This window comes from Acerihabitans sp. TG2 (assembly GCF_035013185.1).
Taxonomy (GTDB): Bacteria; Pseudomonadota; Gammaproteobacteria; order Enterobacterales; family Enterobacteriaceae; genus Acerihabitans.
In genome coordinates this window covers 74,921-88,409 of the sequence record NZ_JAYGJO010000010.1, presented here as the reverse complement: position 1 = coordinate 88,409, position 13,489 = coordinate 74,921, and the positions used below count along the sequence as shown (strand labels likewise).

Annotated in this window: 14 protein-coding genes and 1 other annotated feature; of the genes, 1 reads left to right on the top strand and 13 read right to left on the bottom strand. The window is 52.8% G+C overall.

Annotated features, from left to right (window positions below; translation table 11 throughout):
* Positions 1 to 66: 66 nt before the first annotated feature.
* Positions 67 to 1,113, top strand: coding sequence for a 3-deoxy-7-phosphoheptulonate synthase (locus tag SJI19_RS11140; protein WP_323478327.1), 1,047 nt, complete (start codon positions 67 to 69; stop codon positions 1,111 to 1,113).
* Positions 1,114 to 1,155: 42 nt separating this feature from the next.
* On the opposite strand, the gene SJI19_RS11135 is transcribed toward SJI19_RS11140, so the two are convergent.
* The 13 genes from SJI19_RS11135 to rplT all read right to left on the bottom strand — a co-directional run bounded on the left by SJI19_RS11135 (position 1,156) and on the right by rplT (position 13,451).
* Positions 1,156 to 2,601: a protein adenylyltransferase SelO gene (locus SJI19_RS11135; RefSeq protein ID WP_323478326.1), complete on the bottom strand. Its 1,446-nt coding sequence runs from the start codon at positions 2,599 to 2,601 to the stop codon at positions 1,156 to 1,158.
* 134 nt (positions 2,602 to 2,735) lie between these two features.
* On the bottom strand, positions 2,736 to 3,203 hold the full coding sequence (locus tag SJI19_RS11130) for an NlpC/P60 family protein (protein WP_323478325.1): 468 nt from the start codon (positions 3,201 to 3,203) through the stop codon (positions 2,736 to 2,738).
* Between the two features lie 10 nt (positions 3,204 to 3,213).
* Positions 3,214 to 4,017: a vitamin B12 ABC transporter ATP-binding protein BtuD gene (gene btuD, locus SJI19_RS11125; protein WP_323478324.1), complete on the bottom strand. Its 804-nt coding sequence runs from the start codon at positions 4,015 to 4,017 to the stop codon at positions 3,214 to 3,216.
* Positions 4,018 to 4,075: 58 nt separating this feature from the next.
* Positions 4,076 to 4,627, bottom strand: coding sequence for a glutathione peroxidase (locus tag SJI19_RS11120; protein WP_323478323.1), 552 nt, complete (start codon positions 4,625 to 4,627; stop codon positions 4,076 to 4,078).
* A 54-nt stretch (positions 4,628 to 4,681) separates the two neighbouring features.
* The gene (gene btuC, locus SJI19_RS11115; RefSeq protein ID WP_323478322.1) at positions 4,682 to 5,686 is read right to left on the bottom strand and encodes a vitamin B12 ABC transporter permease BtuC; all 1,005 of its coding nucleotides are present in this window, start codon (positions 5,684 to 5,686) and stop codon (positions 4,682 to 4,684) included.
* A 270-nt stretch (positions 5,687 to 5,956) separates the two neighbouring features.
* Positions 5,957 to 6,430, bottom strand: coding sequence for a DUF2502 domain-containing protein (locus SJI19_RS11110; RefSeq protein ID WP_323478321.1), 474 nt, complete (start codon positions 6,428 to 6,430; stop codon positions 5,957 to 5,959).
* A 70-nt stretch (positions 6,431 to 6,500) separates the two neighbouring features.
* A complete protein-coding gene (locus SJI19_RS11105; protein WP_323478320.1) occupies positions 6,501 to 7,325 on the bottom strand; it encodes a DUF2502 domain-containing protein in 825 nt (274 codons plus the stop codon).
* A 217-nt stretch (positions 7,326 to 7,542) separates the two neighbouring features.
* Positions 7,543 to 8,895, bottom strand: coding sequence for a D-serine ammonia-lyase (locus SJI19_RS11100; RefSeq protein ID WP_323478319.1), 1,353 nt, complete (start codon positions 8,893 to 8,895; stop codon positions 7,543 to 7,545).
* A gap of 269 nt (positions 8,896 to 9,164) precedes the next feature.
* On the bottom strand, positions 9,165 to 9,461 hold the full coding sequence (gene ihfA / locus SJI19_RS11095; protein WP_011411244.1) for an integration host factor subunit alpha: 297 nt from the start codon (positions 9,459 to 9,461) through the stop codon (positions 9,165 to 9,167).
* Between the two features lie 4 nt (positions 9,462 to 9,465).
* Positions 9,466 to 11,853: a phenylalanine--tRNA ligase subunit beta gene (pheT, locus tag SJI19_RS11090; protein ID WP_323478318.1), complete on the bottom strand. Its 2,388-nt coding sequence runs from the start codon at positions 11,851 to 11,853 to the stop codon at positions 9,466 to 9,468.
* 14 nt (positions 11,854 to 11,867) lie between these two features.
* Entirely contained in the window at positions 11,868 to 12,851 is a 984-nt protein-coding gene (gene pheS, locus SJI19_RS11085) for a phenylalanine--tRNA ligase subunit alpha (protein ID WP_323478317.1), read from the bottom strand.
* Between the two features lie 48 nt (positions 12,852 to 12,899).
* Positions 12,900 to 13,023: a sequence feature (Phe leader region), on the bottom strand.
* A complete protein-coding gene (gene pheM, locus SJI19_RS11080; protein ID WP_001386830.1) occupies positions 12,974 to 13,018 on the bottom strand; it encodes a pheST operon leader peptide PheM in 45 nt (14 codons plus the stop codon). Its footprint overlaps the feature before it by 45 nt.
* A gap of 71 nt (positions 13,024 to 13,094) precedes the next feature.
* Positions 13,095 to 13,451: a 50S ribosomal protein L20 gene (gene rplT, locus SJI19_RS11075; protein ID WP_323478316.1), complete on the bottom strand. Its 357-nt coding sequence runs from the start codon at positions 13,449 to 13,451 to the stop codon at positions 13,095 to 13,097.
* Positions 13,452 to 13,489 lie beyond the last annotated feature (38 nt).

The following is a 13,489-nucleotide window of genomic DNA, read 5'->3' as shown; positions in this document are numbered from 1 at the left end:
TTTATTGTGATCGCCATCTCTTCTCGGTATTCCACCGTTGCGAAGAACACATTTTAGAGATTGTGCATGTTTAACACTGATGAATTACGCACCAGGCGCATCGGTCGGCTGATTGAGCCGACAACATTGGCCGAATCATTACCCGTCAGCGCTCAGTTGGCTGATCAACTCACTGCCACACGTCACCGGATCGAAGATATACTGCATGGGAAGGATCCACGTTTGTTAGTGATCATTGGCCCCTGCTCCATTCATGACGTGGACGGCGCCATCGACTACGCACGGAAATTAAATCAACTGCGGCTGCATTACCAAGATCGTCTGGAAATCGTGATGCGCGCCTATTTTGAAAAACCGCGCACAGTGATCGGTTGGAAAGGCCTGATTGCCGATCCCGGACTCGACGGTAGTTATCGGGTGAATGAAGGATTGGCCACAGCACGCCGATTACTGCTGGCCATTAACGAATTAGGATTGCCAACCGCCACCGAATTTCTTGATATGGTGATCGGACAGTATATCGCCGATTTAATCAGTTGGGGAGCCATCGGCGCACGTACCACCGAGAGTCAAATTCACCGTGAAATGGCCTCGGCACTTTCCTGCCCGGTGGGTTTTAAAAACGGTACCGATGGTAATACGCAGATTGCCATCGACGCCATACGCGCTGCTCGCGCGGAACATATGTTCCTTTCCCCTGATAAACAAGGGCAGATGACCATCTACCAAACTGCCGGCAATCCTTATGGACATATTATTATGCGCGGCGGCAAAACCCCCAACTACCACGCGGAGGATATACAGCAGGCCTGCGCACAGTTGGCTGCAAATGCATTACCGCCTCACCTACTGGTGGATTTCAGCCATGGCAACAGCCAAAAACAACATCGGCGTCAATTGGATGTGGCACAAGCGGTATGCCGCCAGATAAGTGACGGTTCACAGCACGTCGTCGGCATCATGGCCGAGAGTTACCTGGAGGAAGGAAGCCAGACGCTTATGCCCGGTCAGAATCTCGCCTACGGTCAATCTATCACCGATGCTTGCCTAGGCTGGGAAGACAGCTGTACGCTGCTGAAAATGCTCGCCGATGCGACCGAACGTCGCTTTTAATCGCACGTTAGACCTCGCTCACCCAAGCATGCTTGGGTGAAGTTAACTTGAGCAGGAGATTGCCAGCGTTTTACTCCATTCAGGCGGCAGCGCGGCCATATCATCGTCGTTGGGGTTATCGGTGAAAGGCGCGCGCAGCGCTTGGTGGAGCCGCGCCAGAACAGAAATGTCGTTTTGCTGCGCACTGTCGATTGCCAACTGAGCCAAATAATTTCTCAAGATAATGCGCGGGTTCTTCGCTTGCATAGCCCGCTGCCGTGTCAGGTCATCCGGTTCATCTTGCTGCAATCGGCGCCGATAACGGGCATACCATTGGTCAAATCCGGCTAAATCTTTCATTTCGTCACGTAGCACAGAACGGGAATCAGCCATTTCACTCTGACTCAATAACCGAAAGGTCTGGGTGTAATCAGCGCCTTCGTTGGCCATCAGACTAAGCAGCCCGGTCAATATGTCGTTATCTTGCTTGTCACGGCGGCTGAAACCAAGTTTGGCGCGCATTTCCTCCCCATAGGCATACATCAATGCCGGTTCATAACCTGCCAGGGCCTGTTCCAGCTCCGCTACCGTCATCAGGCCGGAAAGACTCTGCGCCAACCGATGCAGATTCCACAGTGCGACCGCAGGCTGGTTGTCAAAGGCATAGCGTCCCTGGTGGTCGCTGTGGTTGCATACGTAATCAGTCTGATAGGCGTCCAGAAAACCAAACGGGCCATAATCAATAGTCATACCCAAAATAGACATGTTATCGGTGTTCATCACGCCATGGGCAAATCCCACGGCCTGCCACTGGGCGACGGTCCTGGCGGTGCGCGCCACCACATCCGCCAGCCAAAGGGTAAAACGGTCCGGCTCCCCCACCAGCTCGGGCCAGTGGCGGCTGATGACGTACTCCGCCAATTGCCGCACCTTTTCAGGCTCGCGGCGATAGTAAAAATGTTCGAAGTGACCAAAACGCACATGACTTGGCGCTACCCGTAATAGCATGGCTCCCGGTTCGGGCTGCTCACGCCACACCGGCTCGTCGCTGGTCACAATGGACAACGCGCGCGTGGTATCAATACCAAGGTAATGTAGCGCTTCAGATGCCAGAAATTCTCTGATCACCGAGCGCAGCACGGCACGACCGTCACCCATGCGTGAATAGGGCGTGAGTCCGGCGCCTTTGAGATGCCAATCCAACTGCCGGCCATCGGCGAGTTGTTGTTCGCCAAGCAGTATGCCCCGTCCATCCCCAAGCTGACCGGCCCAAACGCCAAATTGATGACCGCTGTAAACCTGGGCCAACGGCTGCATTCCGGGCAACAATTGTTCACCGGACCATATGCCCGCAGAAGTAAACAGTTCCTCCGGCAGCGCCAGTTCCCGTGCCAAGTCTTCACTGTGATAGAGCAACGTCGCCCCACGCAATGGCGTTGGCGCAAGCGCGGTATAAAATCCAGGTAATTGCTGGAAAAAACTATTATTGAATATGGGGTTTTGGGTCATGGCGCCACCTCCTGAACTCAGTGTAGGGCATTCAGTGCATGTTGACAGAATAATGCATGGATAACGCTACTCCGGCCGCGTCAGAGTGCCCTGGGTCGTTAACCTGACAAACACGGTTGCCATCCGGCGTGTTATCAAATACGCCGGGCCTGCCAATACGCCTTGCGCCAATAGACATTATTAAGTGATGAGCGGGTGACGCCATGACTGGTAGACGCATGAATAAACACATCACCCGCATCATAAATCCCTACATGCAAGCCATTACCACCACTACCCGTTTTAAAAAAAACCAAATCGCCGGGCAGCAAATCATCCCGGGAAATACGGGTGCCAATTTCCGTCTGTTGTTCGGTAGTCCGTGGCAATAAAATATTAAAACGGTCCCTAAAGGTACGGTAGACAAATCCTGAACAATCAACACCAGCGCGATCCATACCCCCATAACGGTATGGCACGCCGTGCCATTGCCGTAATTGGGCGTGAAGCTGGGCTTTGACTTCGCGGCTATTAGCCAATCGGGGATCGGGATGCGGCGCATGGTGGCTACATCCGGTAAGAAATAGCGTTAACAGCAACACCCAGAAAGAAATCCGTCTCATCGTCAGCTCATCATAAAATAGGGTTGGGTGCCCACTGGGCAGATGGGTGACCGTCGTGCGCAATCAGCCAAGGACGATCGCCCGCTTGCAGCAGCGTGAAGCCCACGCCAAATACCGGTGACAAGAGCGCCGGGCACATTACGTCCCTCGCCGCGCCTTGAGCAGCCAGTTTCCCCCCAGACATCAGCCATACTTCACCCGCATGCTGCATACTGTGGTTGAGATCGTGGGCGCACACCAGAACACCAAGACCTAAAGCGGTCAGTTCCGACAGCAATCGGTCCAGCGCAACCCGCTGGGCAATATCCAGGCTGGCTGCGGGTTCATCAAGCAGTAACAGTCTGGCCCGCGTATTGGTTGTCGGCCAGACCTGCAACAATACCGCCGCCAGTCTGGCCCGTTGCCACTCCCCTCCCGATAGCCGATTTAGCGGTCGGCCCAATTTATCGCTTAAGGATAATGCGTCGGCAAGATAATCAACCGTGCGCATGATGTGCTGTTCAGCAACATTGACCGGTTGATGGAGCGACAAATATTGAAACACCGGCATGGCCGCATAAGGGGACGCCTGTTGGTGAAGATAAGCCCGTCGCAGGGCCAACGCCTCGCCGTGCCATTGCGACAGCGGTTTATCCAGCAGTGTGATTTCACCTTCACAACGCAATAGACCACCTATGCTCGCCAGTAGCGTACTTTTCCCCGCGCCGTTCGGGCCAATAATATGAACCAGTTGGCCAGGGAATACCCGTACAGACACCTGATGTAACCGGCGGGTCACACTCAGGCTACGACATTCCAGCAGGGCTTGCACCATTATCGTTCGCTCCGACGGTCATGAAACGCGGCATGCATTTCATGACCGGCAAGTCATACTATTCAGCCAACGCCTTGGTTATCGCCGACACTACCACCGGGTTTTGCGGTTTTATATCCGGGGCAAAACGCGCTATCACCCGGCCATCGCGGCCAACCAAAAATTTCTCAAAATTCCATAAAATATCGCTTGGCTGCTTTGGCGCGCGCCCCTTATCCGCCAGGCGCTGATAGAAACCGCTGTCCGGCAACGTCGTTGCCTGAGGTCGTTCATCAATCAAAGCTTGGTATAGCGGGTGCCGTTGGGTGCCATTCACCTCTATTTTGCTGAACATAGGGAACTCAACACCGAAAGTTGCGCGGCAAAATGACAAGATCTCTTCATCGCTGCCAGGTTCCTGTCCAGCAAATTCATTCGAAGGAAAGCCTAGAATTTCCAGCCCTTCATGGTGCAGTTCTTTATACAAACTTTCCAATTCTTCATACTGGTCCGTCAAGCCACATTTTGATGCAACATTGACGATCAATAGTACCGAACCACGATAATTTTCCAGGGTAGTTATCTCCCCGGTTATCCCTTTTAGCGGTAGAGTAAATAGGGCATCACTCATCAAAGTCTCCTCCGGATACAGTTATAATCAGTAGGTTAACTTCAGGCCTCAAGCTTATCCTCTAATCCTTGTCAATAGCCAGATAAATATTGGCGAGCCCAGAGTGGCGGTGACCACACCGATAGGCAGTTCAGCAGAGGGTAAGACGACGCGTGCAATCACATCCGCCAGCAGCAATACGCCGGCCCCGGCCAGAGCGCAGCCAGGTAATAAACGGCGATGGTCGGTTAGCCCCACCAGGCGCAACATATGGGGGATCACCAGACCGATAAAACTGATAACCCCGGCCAAAGCGACACTAATGCCGACCATCCAGCCAAAGGCCAACACCAGCACATTGCGCCAAACAAACACCGACAAGCCCAATTGCATGGCCTGCTGCTCACCGAGCGCCAGCAGATTCATTACCCGGCCCTGTAAGCTTAGCCAAATGATAAAGGGTAGCAGAGATAACACTAACCATTTAGTGCGCCAATCCACGCCGCCGAATCCGCCCATCATCCAGTATAAGAGTTGTCGCAAATCCAGGCTGGTACTGAAATAGACCGCCCAGGTCATCACCGCGCTACACACGATGCCCAAGGCTACGCCTACCAGTAATAGCCGTGCATTCGATGCTCGTCGCCGGGCAAACCACAGCAGCAATACGGTAATGGCCAGTGCGCCTCCCACGGCACAAAGCCCCAAGCCCCATGGCGGCATGAGTCCTCGCCCAAGCAACACACCAAGCGCTAACGCAACCCCGGCACCATTTGCCACGCCCAGCAATCCGGGTTCAGCCAGCGGATTTTCAAAAACAGCTTGCATTGCCGCGCCGGCCAAAGCTAGCGCTGCGCCCACCGCCATTACCGCCAACGTACGGGGTAGTCGTATCTGCCAGACAAACACCCGCCCTATATCGTTGAACCATTGCGTCGGCCATAACCACACATCGCCAGCGCAAAGACTAAGCAATAATGCCATTAACAATAATAACGCCAACCAACTAATACGCAGGTGATCTTGCCGACATTGCCGACGTTTCAAGGCGCTAAAGGTTAAGCTATCATCGGGTATCATTGCATCAATCCCGATAAAGTGTGGCCGAAGCGGATCATCGATTTATTTCCGTTAAGGGATCACCGAAAAAGGTCGGCGTAAATTGAGGGGTATCCTACCGGGAATAGCGTCCGAGCGGTAGAGTCAACGTAAAAGCTGGCTCATCATCTTAGTTTGCGGTGGGTACTGATAACTGACTCGGTTGCAGTTCTGGGCCAGTGACGGCTGCTGCTTCACGATTATGGCATCGGTCATGAAATCAAAACCACAGACTTCACACCGATGCGTAAATTAATGTTGGTTTTTTTTCGGCAAGGTTACGTTATTTTCACCCTGATTTTGCTTTGTTTCCCCACCATTAGGCCCGACGTTTGCAGCTGGGTTCCCTTGGGATTGTCCATGTTTGGTTGTTGCGATTGGCGAATGCACCGGCACATTGTGCGTGGTGCGGTTGCCATGTGACTGTGCCTGCGGTTGAGTGGTTTCATGACCGGTGTCCGGTTTTTTTGGCGACCAGCGGCCACCATCCCAGTATTCGCCGTGTTGGTTTCGTTCCCCCAGATGTTTCCCTTGATGACCATGCCACCACTGAGATGAACGCCAGAGGTAACCGTCCCAATAATTACCCTGATGATCCCGATCGCCGATCTGAGCAGTCCTTCTAGGAGAGGTGTTCGCCTTGTGGGTCTCGGCCTGAACCACCGTAGGCACGATGTAAACCATCGCTGATAAGGCCAACATCCAACAGGCCGCATATTTTTTCATTTATTTTTCCTGGTTATATTTGAAACGCTAGTATCAGGCTTAGCCCAACGTCGTTAACATAGCGGTGCCATCACTGCGGTTTGGGCTTGATAATTTCCTTTTGCCCACCATTGCCATGCTGCGGTTGGTGATTACCACCCGGCTGGCCTGGTCCACCCCCGTGCTGCGGTTGGTGATTACCACCCGGCTGGCCTGGTCCACCGCCGTGCTGCGGTTGAGGGTTGCCGCCCGGTTGGCCTGGTCCACCGCCGTGCTGCGGTTGAGGGTTGCCGCCCGGCTGGCCTCGTCCACCGCCGTGCTGCGGTTGAGGGTTGCCGCCCGGCTGGCCTTGTCCACCACCGTGCTGCGGTTGAGGGTTGCCGCCCGGCTGGCCTTGTCCACCACCAAACCGACGTGGTGTTTCTTCGTGATGAGGAAATCCCCCCCGGTTACCGGGTTCTCTTGAATCATATTCACGCCTGCGATGATCACGTGGCGGTGGATCAATAAACCAGGTACCTTCATACCAATACCTTCCGCTATCGTCACGCATACCATCCGGGAATTGTTCGACCCAGCGCCCGCCATCCCAATACCAGCCATAGTCATTTCGATCACCAATATCGTGACCTTGGTGATCATACCACCACGCTTCAGTCCGCCACTGATAGCCATCCCATACCCAACCCCGCGCGTTGCGTTCACCCAAGTGTCTTCCCTGATGTTCATGCCACCAGTATGGGCTGCGCCAAGTATCGCCATCCCAAAAAAAACCGTTCTCATCCTGGCTGCCCAGGCGGATCACCTGGCCAGGTTCGCTGTTGCCAGCGGTAACGATAGTGACACGAATATCGTTGGCCGATACGCCGCACGGCAATAATAGCGCCAAAATACTCACTAATGTGGTTCTTTTCACAATCACTACCTGTGTCGCGAGGACGATGTGTAGCGGTTATAGCAGCGGCGCCATCGAGCCACTATCAGACAACCACACATTTACCATAAACAAGCAAAATATTAACGAATTCCTGACTTTTTATTGCATAACACCAGGCACCTTGACTCAGTCCCTCGCGAGAGACACCGACGGTTGATGCCTAGCGTATAACAAACTGACACCGACACGTCGCCCCTTACCCCAAGCCACATGCTATCTTAAGCTTGGCAACGGACAAATATTTCATCATTTCATCCGCCGGCACCATGCCGCCGCCAGTAGCCCACACTAGATGCGTGGCCTCAGCCATCGCTTTGGCATCGATTCCCCGGGCAGCCAGTTGCGCTGCTGCAGCCGCCATGCGCCAGGGACCTGCCATGCCAGCCAGGGCCGATGGCTCAAGCTTGATGTGTTCATCGCGCTCGAGTAATCCCAATAACGTGAACATTTCAGCGTCACTGAGCGTGTAGAATGCCATCAACAACCGTTCCATGGCCCGGCCAACAAAACCGGAGGCACGTCCGACAGCCAACCCGTCAGCAGCGGTCAGATTATCGATTCCCAAGTCCTGCACATTGATGCCCTCATGCAGTCCTGTATGCACACCCAACAGCATACAAGGGGAATGGGTCGGCTCGGCAAAAATACAATGGACATGATCGCCAAAAGCCAGTTTGAGGCCAAAAGCCACCCCACCAGGGCCGCCACCCACGCCGCAGGGCAGATAAACGAATAAGGGATGTTCCGCATCCACCGGCAATTTCAACTCGGCAAACTGTTGTTTTAGTCGCCCGCCCGCCACGGCATAGCCAAGAAATAACGTGCGGGAGTTTTCATCGTCAATAAAAAAACATTGCGGGTCCCGGGCAGCCTCGCGCCGCCCTTGTGCTACGGCTACCGCATAATCATCGGCGTACTCCACCACATTAACGCCATGCTCACGCAGTTTATTTTTTTTCCATTCACGGGCATCGGCGGACATATGTACACTGACCCGAAAACCCAGTTTGGCGCTGATGATGCCAATCGATAGCCCCAAATTGCCGGTAGATCCTACCGCAATGCTGTAGCGGGAAAAAAATTGCTGAAACTCTTCTGAAAACAGTTTGCCATAGTCATCCCCTGGCCGCAGTTTTCCAACATCCGTCGCGAGTCGCTCTGCATGCGTCAGGACTTCGTAAATGCCACCGCGGGCCTTGATCGAGCCCGAAATCGGTAAATGGCTATCCATTTTTAACAGGAGTTGTCCCCCCAGTTCTACGCCGTAATGCTGATTGAGTGTACTGCGCAAATGGGGTAATGGCACCAGATCAGACTCGATAATACCGCTGCTAGCAGCAGTTTCAGGAAACGCGCGTACCAGATAGGGTGCAAAGTTTTGCAGACGTTGTTCTGCCTGGGTCACATCTGCCTCGGTCAAGCCGACATAGGCTAGCCCAGCAGCCAGGGTTGTGGCCGCCGGGTTGAACCAGGTCACCGGCTCCAGGTTCATCAGTGAACGAATTAGCGGGAACTGCGCAGCGAGTTTCTCAATGTCAAACGGCGACATAACGGGTCTCCAGGTAAAAAGTGATGGCGGGTCGAGGCATATGTTGATTGGGCTTGAAATGTTGTAACACAGGGGTCTGTCGGGGTCGAGTCGGCATCGTTCATCCATCTCGCGCCTCAAGCACTAGGGTCAAAAGGCTGCTTCATGCTTGGCACGCCATATAAAAACCGTGCTATAAAAAAACCTCTATAAAAAACGCCGCACCATAAAAAAAGCCGCACTATAAAAAAAGGCCGCACTATGCGGCCTTTCAGATGGTTATAAATACATCACTCTTTCGGTGAAGCATTTTCAACGCGGCTTTTTAACTTTTGCCCCGGACGAAACGTGACTACCCGTCTGGCGGTGATCGGAATATCTTCCCCGGTTTTTGGATTACGCCCAGGTCGTTGATTCTTGTCGCGCAAATCAAAATTACCAAAACCTGATAATTTTACTTGCTCGCCATTCTCCAGCGCACGCCGGACTTCCTCAAAAAATAATTCTACTATTTCTTTCGCATCCCGTTTGCTCAGCCCGAGCTTTTCAAACAGGTATTCTGACATTTCAGCTTTAGTAAGCGCCATAGGTTCAATCCCTCAAGGATGCTTGGAATCGCTGTTTTAGTGCCGCAACACATTTTTCAACGGTGGCGGCAATAGCCTCTTCTTCCAGTGTACGAGTGGTGTCCTGCAGTATCAGGCTGATAGCCAGGCTCTTAAAACCTTCCTCTACGCCCTTCCCCCGGTACACATCAAACAAGTTTACGCCAACTACCTGATTTGCGCCAACTTTCTTACACTCTGCGATAATATCTGCTGCCGCCACGTTTTCAGCTACCACAACGGCGATGTCGCGACGGTTTGCCGGGAAGCGAGAAATATCATTCGCTTGAGGCACTTTACGCACGGCAACCTGATCCCAGAGTAGTTCAAAGACCAGGGTACGGCCATTTAAATCCAGTTTTGGTTCTAATTCAGGGTGTATAACGCCAATAAATCCAATACGTTCCCCTTTCAGATATAATGCTGCGCTCTGACCAGGGTGTAATGCAGGATTTTTTTCACTACGGAATTCAATATCGGCAAGTTTGCCGGTAAGTTCAAGTATTGATTCAATATCACCCTTCAAATCATAGAAATCAACCTGCTGTCGCGCCAGATCCCAGTGTTCCTCATAGCGAGGACCAGTAATAACACCCGATAGCATAAGATCCTGCCGGATGCCCAGGTCCGCTGTATTATCAGGAACAAAGCGCAATCCGCTTTCAAACAGCCTGACCCGGCTTTGTTGACGATTCTGATTATAGACCACCGCCCCGATTAAACCGCTCCACAGGGAAAGCCGCATGGCAGACATTTCCACTGAAATCGGGCTGGGTAACATTAACGCCGCTTGCCCTGGATGCAACAAAGATTGTATCTTTGGATCGACAAAGCTGTAAGTGATCGCTTCTTGATAACCCCGATCAACCAGCAAGGTTTTCACCCGATTTAACGGTAATGCGGCTTCCTGGTGATGGGTCATCACCAAATCGGCCCGAATCGGCACGTTGGGAATGGTATTGTAACCAAACACCCGCGCCACCTCTTCCACCAGATCCTCTTCAATTTCCATATCGAAACGCCAGGTCGGTGCGAGCGTCTGCCAGCTATCCTGGCCTAGCGTCACCTCACATCCCAAACGGGTGAGAATATCACCAACATCGGCATCGGGAATAACATGGCCGATCAGCCGATCGAGTTTTTCACGGCGCAACGTGATGGTGGCACGCGTCGGCAAGGCCGATGGTGTACTGGCCTCCACAATCGGCCCGGCTTGACCACCACAAATGGCAAGTAATAATCCGGTAGCACGCTCTATTGCCTGATGCTGCAGTGCCGGATCGACACCACGCTCATAGCGGTGGGATGCATCGGTATGCAGCCCGTAACGACGGGCACGTCCAGCAATGGCCAACGGTTTGAAAAAAGCGCATTCGAGAACCACATCACGTGTGGTGGCGCTGATGCCGGAAAACTCACCACCAAATATACCCGCCATCGCCAAGGCTTTTTGCCGATCGGCAATCACCAGCGTATCCGCTGACAGGGTGGCTTGGGTTCCGTCTAACAAGGTCAACACTTCCCCGTCATCGGCCATGCGCACTACGATGCCGCCGTCGATTGCCTGTAAATCGAACGCATGCATCGGCTGACCTAATTCCAACAAGACGTAATTGGTCACATCTACGACGGCATCCACTGAACGTAACCCACAGCGGCGTAGTTTCTCTTTCATCCATAGCGGCGTTGGCGCAGCGGTGTTGATATCCTTGACCACGCGGGCCAGATAACGTGGGCAGGCATCGGTGGCCTCCACGCGCACCTCCACCCGATCATTGACCACCGGTGCCACGGTATCGATATGCGGCATAGTGAGCGGCAGGCGATTAAGCACCGCAACGTCGCGGGCGATGCCCATCAGACCGAGGCAATCGGCACGGTTCGGTGTAACACTGATATCAATGGTTTTATCGTCAAGCTGAAGATACTCACGAATGTCCTGACCGATAGGCGCATCATCCGGCAACTCAATAATGCCGCTATGATCATCATCCAGACCCAGTTCGGCAAACGAACACAGCATGCCTTCAGAGGGTTCGCCACGAAGCTTAGCGGCTTTTATTTTGAAATCGCCGGGCAATACCGCACCAATGGTGGCTACCGCCACCCTCAACCCTTGTCGGCAGTTCGGCGCACCACAAACAATGTCGAGCGAAACGTCGCCGCCGATGTCTATTTTAGTCACGCGCAATTTGTCGGCGTTCGGGTGCTGCTCACAGGAGACTACCCGTCCCACCACTACCCCGGTAAACGCGGGTGCGACGTCACTTACACCGTCCACTTCCAGGCCGGCCATGGTAATCTGTTCCGCCAGTTCGTCACTGCTGATGGCCGGATTAACCCACTCACGCAGCCAAAGTTCACTGAATTTCATGTGTTCGTCCCGCCTTATTTAAACTGTTTGAGAAAACGCAGATCGTTTTCGAAAAATGCACGTAAATCCGTGACGCCATAACGTAGCATGGTCAGACGTTCCATCCCCATGCCAAAGGCAAAGCCAGAATACACTTCCGGATCGATACCCACATTACGTAACACGTTCGGGTGCACCATACCGCATCCCAATACTTCCAGCCACTTACCGTTCTTACCCATAACATCGACTTCCGCCGAGGGTTCGGTAAACGGGAAATAGGAGGGGCGAAAACGTATCTGCAGATCCTCTTCAAAGAAATTACGCAGAAAATCATTCAGCGTACCCTTGAGGTTGGTGAAGCTGATATTGGTATCAATGATCAACCCTTCCATCTGATGGAACATCGGGGTGTGGGTCTGATCATAATCGTTACGATACACCCGCCCTGGGGCGATAATACGGATCGGCGGCTGCTGGTTTTTCATGGTGCGGATTTGCACACCTGATGTCTGAGTACGCAACAAACGGGTAGCATCAAACCAAAACGTATCATGATCGGCACGGGCCGGATGGTGAGCAGGAATATTCAGTGCGTCAAAATTATGGTAGTCATCTTCTATTTCAGGACCGGTGGCCACTGAAAAGCCCAATTCACCAAAAAATTGCTCTATGCGACTGATGGTTCGGGTCACCGGGTGCAGCCCACCATTTTCCATGCGCCGTCCCGGTAACGAGATATCCAGGGTTTCCTGCGCCAGGCGGGCGTTTAGTGCCGAAGATTCCAGACTCTCCTTGCGTTCATTTAGCGCCTGTTGCACCTCCAGTTTAACCTGGTTGATCACCGCGCCGGCGGCAGGGCGTTCTTCCGGCGGCAAATCGCGTAAGCTCGTCATTTGCAGGGTTAAATACCCTTTTTTACCGAGATACTCGACCCGCACGTTATCTAGCGCCGTAATATCCTGGGCTTGTGCTATGGCTTGTTTGGCTTGCACAACCAAATCTGCGAGATGTGGCATTGCTTTCCTCTTTTTCCGGCCTTAAATGGCTTGTTCGTTAATGGCGAGCAAAAAAAAACCTCCACACCGGGAGGCTTTAGCGCTATTTTTCGTTTCTTCTTTTATGCGCAAGCTCCCGGTACTCAGGTGCTAAAGTAAAAAAAGAAACGGAAAATGGCAGCATTCATGCTTGCATTACCTTATGCGTGAAACAGTATTTTTAAAAAAAAGAGGGAGTCAGACTCCCCCTTCTATTATCTTGTATTACACCAGCGCACCTTTCGCTTTTTCAGCCAGAGCGGCAAAAGCCACTTTGTCGAATACAGCGATGTCTGCCAGGATCTTACGGTCGATTTCAATAGAGGCTTTTTTCAAGCCATTAATGAATCGGCTGTAAGAAATGCCGTTCTGACGGGCTGCAGCGTTGATACGCGCAATCCACAGTTGACGGAACTGACGTTTCTTCTGACGACGGTCACGGTAGGCGTATTGGCCTGCTTTGATAACCGCCTGGAAGGCGACACGGTACACACGCGAACGGGCACCGTAATAGCCTTTCGCTTTTTTCAGAATCTTTTTGTGACGTGCACGAGCGGTCACACCACGTTTTACGCGAGCCATATGCTCTCTCCTAAAGTCTTATCCAAACCCATTAACAA

What these genes read in the sequence shown, in the direction of transcription:
- ihfA (WP_011411244.1), bottom strand. Translation starts at nt 9,461, where the DNA reads ATGGCGCTTACTAAAGCTGAAATGTCAGAATACCTGTTTGAAAAGCTC.
- pheT (WP_323478318.1), bottom strand. Translation starts at nt 11,853, where the DNA reads ATGAAATTCAGTGAACTTTGGCTGCGTGAGTGGGTTAATCCGGCCATC.
- btuC (WP_323478322.1), bottom strand. Translation starts at nt 5,686, where the DNA reads ATGATACCCGATGATAGCTTAACCTTTAGCGCCTTGAAACGTCGGCAA.
- pheS (WP_323478317.1), bottom strand. Translation starts at nt 12,851, where the DNA reads ATGCCACATCTCGCAGATTTGGTTGTGCAAGCCAAACAAGCCATAGCA.
- SJI19_RS11110 (WP_323478321.1), bottom strand. Translation starts at nt 6,430, where the DNA reads ATGAAAAAATATGCGGCCTGTTGGATGTTGGCCTTATCAGCGATGGTT.
- SJI19_RS11135 (WP_323478326.1), bottom strand. Translation starts at nt 2,601, where the DNA reads ATGACCCAAAACCCCATATTCAATAATAGTTTTTTCCAGCAATTACCT.
- SJI19_RS11100 (WP_323478319.1), bottom strand. Translation starts at nt 8,895, where the DNA reads ATGTCGCCGTTTGACATTGAGAAACTCGCTGCGCAGTTCCCGCTAATT.
- btuD (WP_323478324.1), bottom strand. Translation starts at nt 4,017, where the DNA reads ATGGTGCAAGCCCTGCTGGAATGTCGTAGCCTGAGTGTGACCCGCCGG.
- SJI19_RS11140 (WP_323478327.1), top strand. Translation starts at nt 67, where the DNA reads ATGTTTAACACTGATGAATTACGCACCAGGCGCATCGGTCGGCTGATT.
- SJI19_RS11130 (WP_323478325.1), bottom strand. Translation starts at nt 3,203, where the DNA reads ATGAGACGGATTTCTTTCTGGGTGTTGCTGTTAACGCTATTTCTTACC.
- rplT (WP_323478316.1), bottom strand. Translation starts at nt 13,451, where the DNA reads ATGGCTCGCGTAAAACGTGGTGTGACCGCTCGTGCACGTCACAAAAAG.
- SJI19_RS11120 (WP_323478323.1), bottom strand. Translation starts at nt 4,627, where the DNA reads ATGAGTGATGCCCTATTTACTCTACCGCTAAAAGGGATAACCGGGGAG.